General features: G+C 41.5%; 6 protein-coding genes, 2 tRNA genes and 1 rRNA gene. All 9 read right to left on the bottom strand.

All coding sequences use genetic code 11. The annotated features are described in order from the left end of the window. Positions 1–719: 719 nt before the first annotated feature. Positions 720–801: transfer RNA gene (locus tag M3650_RS31060), tRNA-Leu, on the bottom strand. Positions 802–812: 11 nt separating this feature from the next. Then, positions 813–888: transfer RNA gene (locus M3650_RS31055), tRNA-His, on the bottom strand. Positions 889–1,492: 604 nt separating this feature from the next. Continuing rightward, entirely contained in the window at positions 1,493–2,473 is a 981-nt protein-coding gene (locus tag M3650_RS31050) for a hypothetical protein (RefSeq protein ID WP_251580210.1), read from the bottom strand. Between the two features lie 98 nt (positions 2,474–2,571). Then, a complete protein-coding gene (locus M3650_RS31045) occupies positions 2,572–3,567 on the bottom strand; it encodes a hypothetical protein (RefSeq protein ID WP_251580208.1) in 996 nt (331 codons plus the stop codon). A 213-nt stretch (positions 3,568–3,780) separates the two neighbouring features. Next, on the bottom strand, positions 3,781–4,755 hold the full coding sequence (locus tag M3650_RS31040; RefSeq protein WP_251580206.1) for a hypothetical protein: 975 nt from the start codon (positions 4,753–4,755) through the stop codon (positions 3,781–3,783). 352 nt (positions 4,756–5,107) lie between these two features. Further along, positions 5,108–5,497: a hypothetical protein gene (locus M3650_RS31035; protein ID WP_251580204.1), complete on the bottom strand. Its 390-nt coding sequence runs from the start codon at positions 5,495–5,497 to the stop codon at positions 5,108–5,110. A gap of 113 nt (positions 5,498–5,610) precedes the next feature. Further along, on the bottom strand, positions 5,611–5,862 hold the full coding sequence (locus tag M3650_RS31030; RefSeq protein WP_251580202.1) for a hypothetical protein: 252 nt from the start codon (positions 5,860–5,862) through the stop codon (positions 5,611–5,613). Positions 5,863–6,486: 624 nt separating this feature from the next. Further along, on the bottom strand, positions 6,487–6,630 hold the full coding sequence (locus M3650_RS31025; RefSeq protein WP_019418931.1) for a hypothetical protein: 144 nt from the start codon (positions 6,628–6,630) through the stop codon (positions 6,487–6,489). Between the two features lie 133 nt (positions 6,631–6,763). Further along, a 5S ribosomal RNA gene (gene rrf / locus M3650_RS31020) occupies positions 6,764–6,880 on the bottom strand. Between the last annotated feature and the right edge of the window lie 9 nt (positions 6,881–6,889).

Below are 6,889 nucleotides of genomic sequence, written 5' to 3'. Positions count from 1 at the left end.
CGTTCGTCCTGAGCCAGGATCAAACTCTCCGTTAAAGTTAGTTTGACTTGCTCATGTATTGCTGACGAGGTTGTTAACCTCTATTACACAAACGTTTCACTCGTTGTTCAGTTTTCAAAGAGCAATCATCATTTCATCAAGCAACCAATTTCTTAGTTACTTTCTTTTTCTCACCGCCGTATCAGCGGCGACTTATATAATATATCATGTCTTTCAATCGAAGTCAACATCTTTTTTTAAGTTGTTTGCTTCTTTGTCTTGCCTCCAACCTCTTAACGAGGCAGGAAATAGAATATACCATAGCTTCGCAATAGATTGCAACCCCTATTTTTAGAAAGATTTAGACAACAGTTATAATTATCGTCGCTAGCACCTCAACCCGCTTCACTCGCATAGCCTCACGCTTCGCTTGCCACTATTATAGTTGAGAGAAATCTGCAATATATAATTATCACCATTTCATTGCAGCTTCAACATCGTGAACCGCGCCATTGATAAATGGATATGCAAATTGGGTAACGCTGCTGCCGATTCTGGGCATTGTCCACTACTGAAGGGCATGGATCGGGAGATTTTATTAAACTATAAACGAAACGCGACGGTAGTTTAGAACATTAATACAATGTTCTAAGCTACCGTCGCGTTCAGAGGGCATAAAGTAGACAACTTATCAAATTATAACAACCTCAATAGTGTCTCACTATAACCCTTCTACGAAATACCGATGGCCGGACTCGAACCGGCAAGCCTCTCGGCACCGCATTTTGAGTGCGGCGTGTCTGCCAATTCCACCACATCGGCATAATATCATATGGGGCGATCGAGGGGAATCGAACCCCCGAATGTCGGAGCCACAATCCGATGCGTTAACCACTTCGCCACGACCGCCATATTAACGATTATCCCCAATGAGATAAGTATCGCCTTTTCTCTATCGGTCTTAAAATATATCATATCCATCCCATTACTTTCAACCCTTAATTTATTCCAGTTCAATTATATGAGCAGAACCTATTGCTGTTCATATAGTTATGCTGAGGGCGAGTTGGACAACAGTGTCGATATGGATAGTGAAACCGGTGTAGTATTAAAGAGTTACGCGAGACGACAAACGAAATGCCGTTTCCGATCACCTACATTGCCACATTTGGAATGGTCACAGCCAAAAGGTCCCCGGTTTCCAGCGTACCTTTGGTACTGTCATCTTAACTTCAAGGATCTATGTGGCTGGATACCAGTAAAAAATGGGTCTGCATTGGAAATAAGCAGCATGTAAATAACTTGTGCATAACAAAACAGCCCACTGACAACACTAAAGTCAATGAGCTGTTCCATACTGCTTTGCAACGACCTACTCTCCCGGGAGGGAGCCTTTAGCAACATAACGTGACCGCCCTGCAGTAACCTTCTTATCCACGTCTTTAATTGTCCGTTGTACCGTTTTGTTGTTCTTCCTGTTGGGTTGCTGCTCTTGCGCTGGCGCAGGTCCCTCCTAATTCCCTGCGGCCGCTCTACTCCCGGATTTTATGTACACCACGTTTTTGTCAGCATCCAATGCGGCTCTCACCGCCGTATTTTCATCTTTTTCGATGAAGCGGTAATCTTTAAATAAGCTGTCCCATTTCACTACATATCCCGTAATGTCGATATTAAATAACTTTTTCGCTAGCGGAGCGACCGCTTCTGTGGCCTCTTTTTCCGTCATTTCTTTGTTCGTCGTCACCTTATTGCCTTGTTCATTGATCAGACTGACTGCTTTCCCGCTATCCATGTAAATCGTCACCTTGTCGTCCTGAAGCACCCACGTATGCCTCTTCCACTCACTCTCGATCTGCGCCTTCGTCATATCAAATTGATGATCGAACGCCGTTTTGCTCGCTTCCGTTGCCGTTTTCAGCAATTTCGGATCAAGTTCTTTCTTGTCAATATCGATCGTCGCACCGGCGCTGGCATAGCCTTCTGAAATATTAGCAATTACTTGAGCGCGAAAATCTTTCCCGTCTAAATTATAAGTTACATACTCGCCAAGTTTTCCCTTACTATTATCGTAAGACTGTGACTGTGTAACTTCTTTGTTAAACACGTATTTTTTCTTTGAATAGGCCTTCTTCAACTGTTCTAAGGCTTCGTCTTGAAATTTTTTGCCGACTTTGTCGATTGTCGTCTTGACGGAAACACTCCATATTTTTTCTTTTTTAGGATCGAAGAAAACACCATATTTTCCGTCTGCAGATTGAACCGTGACCAGCCCATTCTCAAGTTCGCCGACATCCTCAAGCTTTATCTCTTTCCCCGCAAATTGTTTTACCGCTTTTTGCAGCTTGGCGGCCATCGTTTTGTCGATCTGAACTTTCTTATTATCCGTTTGCTTCTGCTCTTGCGCAGCCTCGGCTCCTGCAGGAATTGGGCCTGCCAATGCGGTCAGCATGCTGGATACGACCAATGTTGCGACGATAGCCTTTTTCAAATTCATAGTATTATCCTCCCATGCAAATCCTTATATTCTCATTGTGTATCTAGCGAAAATTAGATTCAAGTATTATGTTCACCCAATAGTGTTATCAATAACTTCTAGTTCTCCAGAAGCATTCTAATTCCGGAAAACATGTAAACTACGTTTTTATCGGCATCCAGCGCCACTGTCATTTTTGTATCTTTATTTTGGACGAAGCAGAAATCTTTGGCTGAGTTATCCCATTGCACTTCAAGCCCCTGGATGTCCATCTGGAACAATTTCTTTGCGATCGGAGCGACTATTTCTTTCACTTCTTTTTCCGTAATCTCTTTGTTAGTCATCACCCGTTTTCGCGAAATATCATAAACATATTCTGTATTCCCTGTTTTAGCTTCCACAGCTAACGTCACATTGCCGCCTTTAAGTTCCCACATGGTTTCTTTCATGCCTTGATAATACCCAAGCTTAGCTTTCGTCACGTCAAAATCTTGATCTAAAGCTGTTTTCACCGCTTCTGCCGCCGTCTTCAACAATTTCGGGTCAAGCTCGTTCTTATCGAATTCGATCACGGCCGCACCAATATAATTTTTATCTTTTGTCCCTGGTGCATATTTCATCAAAGAGATCGTGAAGTCTTTCCCTTTTAATAAATAAAAGGTTCGAGACTCTTTATTATTTTCATAACTCTGGGTGACTTGAACTTCTTTATGAAAAGTGTATGTTTTCTTTCCATACATCGCTTTCAGTTTATTCAATAAATCATCTTGATCCTTTTTACTAACTTTATTGATGGATTGATTGCCAGTAATATTAATGATATCTCCTGTTTCTGGTTTGAAGTCTATACTGTAATCTCCATCTACCGATTCAACCGCCACTATACCATGTGGATGCTTGAAGGCATCCTGCAGCTTCAATTTAATCTCTTTCCCCGCAAATTCACTTACCGCCTTTTCCAGCTTGGCAGCTATCTTCTTGTCGATTTGAACCTTCTTATTATCCGTTTGCTTCTGCTCTTGCGCAGCCTCGGCTCCCGCAGGAATCGGGCCTGCCAAAGTTACGAACATACTAGAAACGATCATAGTCGCTAAAATTGCTTTTTTAACATTCATATTATCTTCTCCTAGCATTATTATATGAACACTCCTTTCTATACTAACATTGAATTTCCAATATTCTACTTAACATTCTATGAATATAATTTAAGAAAAAAATCAAAAACTAAATACCAATATCCAAATTAAAAGAGTTATCAAATTGCGTCATGCAATTCAATAACTCTTTTATATTCAAACCCGTCCTATTCACGATAGTTTTCGATAATACTAGTCTCCCAATAACGCTCTGACACCTGATGATAGGAACACTACGTTCTTATCGGCGTCCAGTGCTACTCTCAATACTGATTGTTTGCCTTTAATGAAGTGGTAATTTTTAAATGTGCTGTCCCACTTCACTTCCAATTCCGCAATGTCCATATTGAATAATTCCTTGGCAAGCGGAGCAACCACTTCTTTGGCATCTTTTGCCGTAATCTCCTTGTTGGTCGTTACCGTTTTACGCGTTTTGTGAAATGCGTTAGTGACCTTTCCCTCTGCTATATCAAGCGATACGTCCTTATCCTCAAGTGTCCATCTAAAGCGGCTTAGGTGAGCGGCTGTAACTTCCAAATCATGATTGAATGCCGTTTTGATCGCTTTTGTTGCCGTTTCCAGCAACTTCGGATCGAGCTCTTCCTTGGTGAATTTTATCTCAAATCCACCAACTGTATCCGTTGGCATTTTTGAAATATCTTCCTTTAATAAGTATATCTCAAAGTCTTTCCCTCTCAACTTATACGACAAAGGCACACCTAGTTTTTCACCATCATAGCCTCGCTGCTTGATCACTTCTTTATCAAAGATATATGTTTTATTGGCATATGCTCCTTTCAACGCATTCAGGACTTTCTCCTGATCCTGTTTACTGATTTTGTCGATTGTGACCTTTTCGTCAATTTGCCATATTCTACCCCCTTTAATATTAAAGTGGATAGCGTACTTTCCGTCTACGGATTCAACCTTTGCAGTCATATGAAATTCTGTCTTCTCGCCGACATTCTTTAGCTTGATCTCTGTCCCCGCATATTGTTTGATTGCTTTTTGCAGCTTGGCGGCCAGCTTCTGGTCGATCTGAACTTTCTTATTATCCGTTTGCTTCTGCTCTTGCGCAGCCTCGGCTCCTGCAGGAATTGGGCCTGCCACGGTAACCAACATACTGGATACGATCATAGACGCTAGAATTGCTTTTTTTACATTCATATTATTTCCTCCTATGTATATATACTTATGTTCTTCTTTCAGCGAAGAATAGAATTCAAGCATGCTAATCTCTACGCTCACGCGTAACCCCAGTGACTTCTAAGCCCCAGGAGCCGCAGCGCTCCCGGATTTTATGTATACCACTTTTTTATTGGCATCCAGCACCGCTCTCACACTTGTGCCATTCTTTTTGGTGAAGTAATAGTCTTTTGTCAGGTTATCCCATTTCACGTTATATCCATTAAGATCGATATTGAACTATTTCTTCGCTAATGGGGCAACCGCTTCTTTTGCCTCTTTTTCTGAAATTCCTTTATTATCCCGTACTTTTATTCCGATCTCATTGATTACGCTATTTATTTTTCCTGTATTGGGATCCGCATAAATCGTAACCTTGTCGTCCCGTAGCATCAATTAGTTTATGACCTTGTTTCATTCGCTTAAAATAACCCTGAAGCTGACTCTTCTTCATTTCAAATTTATGATTAAAAGCTGTTTTAGCAGCGTCTGTCGCCGTTTTCAACAATTTCGGATCAAGCTCTTTCTTATCAAAATAAATCTCGATGTGACTGATGTGATCTCTCACAAGCCCATGTTTGTCCAAGTAAGCGGAGAAATCTTTTCCTTTCAAGCGATACGTTATCCAATCTCTCAGCTCTGCTTTTTCATCAGTATACTGGTGAGTCACCTCAACTTCTTTATCAAATGCGTAGTTCTTCTTTGGATACATTCCTTTAAGCAATTTTAGAACCTCTTCTTGATCCTCTTTACTGATTTGATCGATCGTGGCGGTTTGGCCGCCTACCGTCCAGATACGCCCTGTTTCGCTGTCAAACTCTAAAAAATATTTTCCATCTACAGATCGTACTTCTTAACGCCAAGCTTGCCTACCTTCTGCCATTCAACATCTTTCCCGGCAAATAACTTTACCGCTTTATTCAGCTTATCCGTAAATTTCGGATCCACTTGAACCGTCCAGCGATCCGATTGTTGCTGCTCTTGCTGCTTCTCTTGCGCTGGCGCGGCTCCAGCAGGAATCGGACCTGCCAATGCAGTCAGCATGCCAGATACGACCAATATTGCGACAATCGCTTTTTTCAAATTCATGGTAAATTCTCTTATGTAATTACTTGAATATATGCTCACTCATATTATCCTAGCGAAGGAATTGGAAAAAAGCCACACAACATTCTATTAATATTAATTAAGAAAACGTTAATAACTTCATCATTTTAAGCCAATACAACGATGTTACTGCAAACCGCATCGCTCACGAATGAGAAGATGCTGGGCTTCCCGCCGGTCTGGGGTCAAACCCCATAAACATAAACAACCCCCTGAGGAACATTTTATTGCTTAAGTTCCTGCAGAGGGTTGCTGACTTCTCGATATATGTTGTTTTTTGATCATCGTTTTGGCGTTCTTGATCAATTTTTCCTTCGTCAATGTATTTTCTTCGTTTGTTGTTATTTCGAGCTGCCTGCCCTTTTCGAGCCACAGGAGGCTGTTTTGCTTCAGACTAATCATTATCCTTAACAGCTCTATACAAATAGCCTTTTCTGATCGACAAATTGCTTCAGATCAAGACGAGTATATTTCAAAATCAAATTATTTCCTCCATTTGTATACTCCATCTCGATAAGATCTGCTTCCGTCTAATTATATTTTTTCGAATAAACCTTTTTTTCTTTCTTTTTGGCCTCTGCCTTCAATTCTGCAGGAAATGAACGATCAAACGGAGCCCAGATAGATCCTCCCCTTGGCAAAGCTATCCCCTTCTGGCAAGGCGGAAGGCTGTATGAACACCGTCTTCAAGGTAGATGCCTTCTTCATATAGTCCTCATATGTGTCGAAGTCAGGCCTAAGTTCTCCCATGAAGAAAACTCCAGGCCTTTAATAACTTTATTAAGTATTAAGCAAATCAACGATAATCTGCGAACTGCACCGCCTCTTTGCTAACACAAAAATAGCCCACTGACTTTAATAAGTCAGTGGGCTATTTACACTTGCTTGGCAACGTCCTACTCTCCCGGGACCCTGCGGTCCAAGTACCATCGGCGCTGGAGGGCTTAACGGTCGTGTTCGGGATGGGTACGCGTGGAACCCCTCCGCTATCGCCACCAAACAGGTATTC

It is taken from the genome of Paenibacillus sp. MER TA 81-3, assembly GCF_023713585.1.
Lineage (GTDB): Bacteria > Bacillota > Bacilli > Paenibacillales > Paenibacillaceae > Paenibacillus_B > Paenibacillus_B profundus.
The sequence above is the reverse complement of the archived record's forward strand: the minus strand, read 5'-3'. Positions and strand labels throughout refer to the sequence as shown.

Excerpts from the sequence above, each read along its gene's own strand:
- M3650_RS31050 (WP_251580210.1), bottom strand. The coding sequence starts at position 2,473 with ATGAATTTGAAAAAGGCTATCGTCGCAACATTGGTCGTATCCAGCATG.
- M3650_RS31045 (WP_251580208.1), bottom strand. The coding sequence starts at position 3,567 with ATGAATGTTAAAAAAGCAATTTTAGCGACTATGATCGTTTCTAGTATG.
- M3650_RS31040 (WP_251580206.1), bottom strand. The coding sequence starts at position 4,755 with ATGAATGTAAAAAAAGCAATTCTAGCGTCTATGATCGTATCCAGTATG.
- M3650_RS31030 (WP_251580202.1), bottom strand. The coding sequence starts at position 5,862 with ATGAATTTGAAAAAAGCGATTGTCGCAATATTGGTCGTATCTGGCATG.
- M3650_RS31025 (WP_019418931.1), bottom strand. The coding sequence starts at position 6,630 with ATGGGAGAACTTAGGCCTGACTTCGACACATATGAGGACTATATGAAG.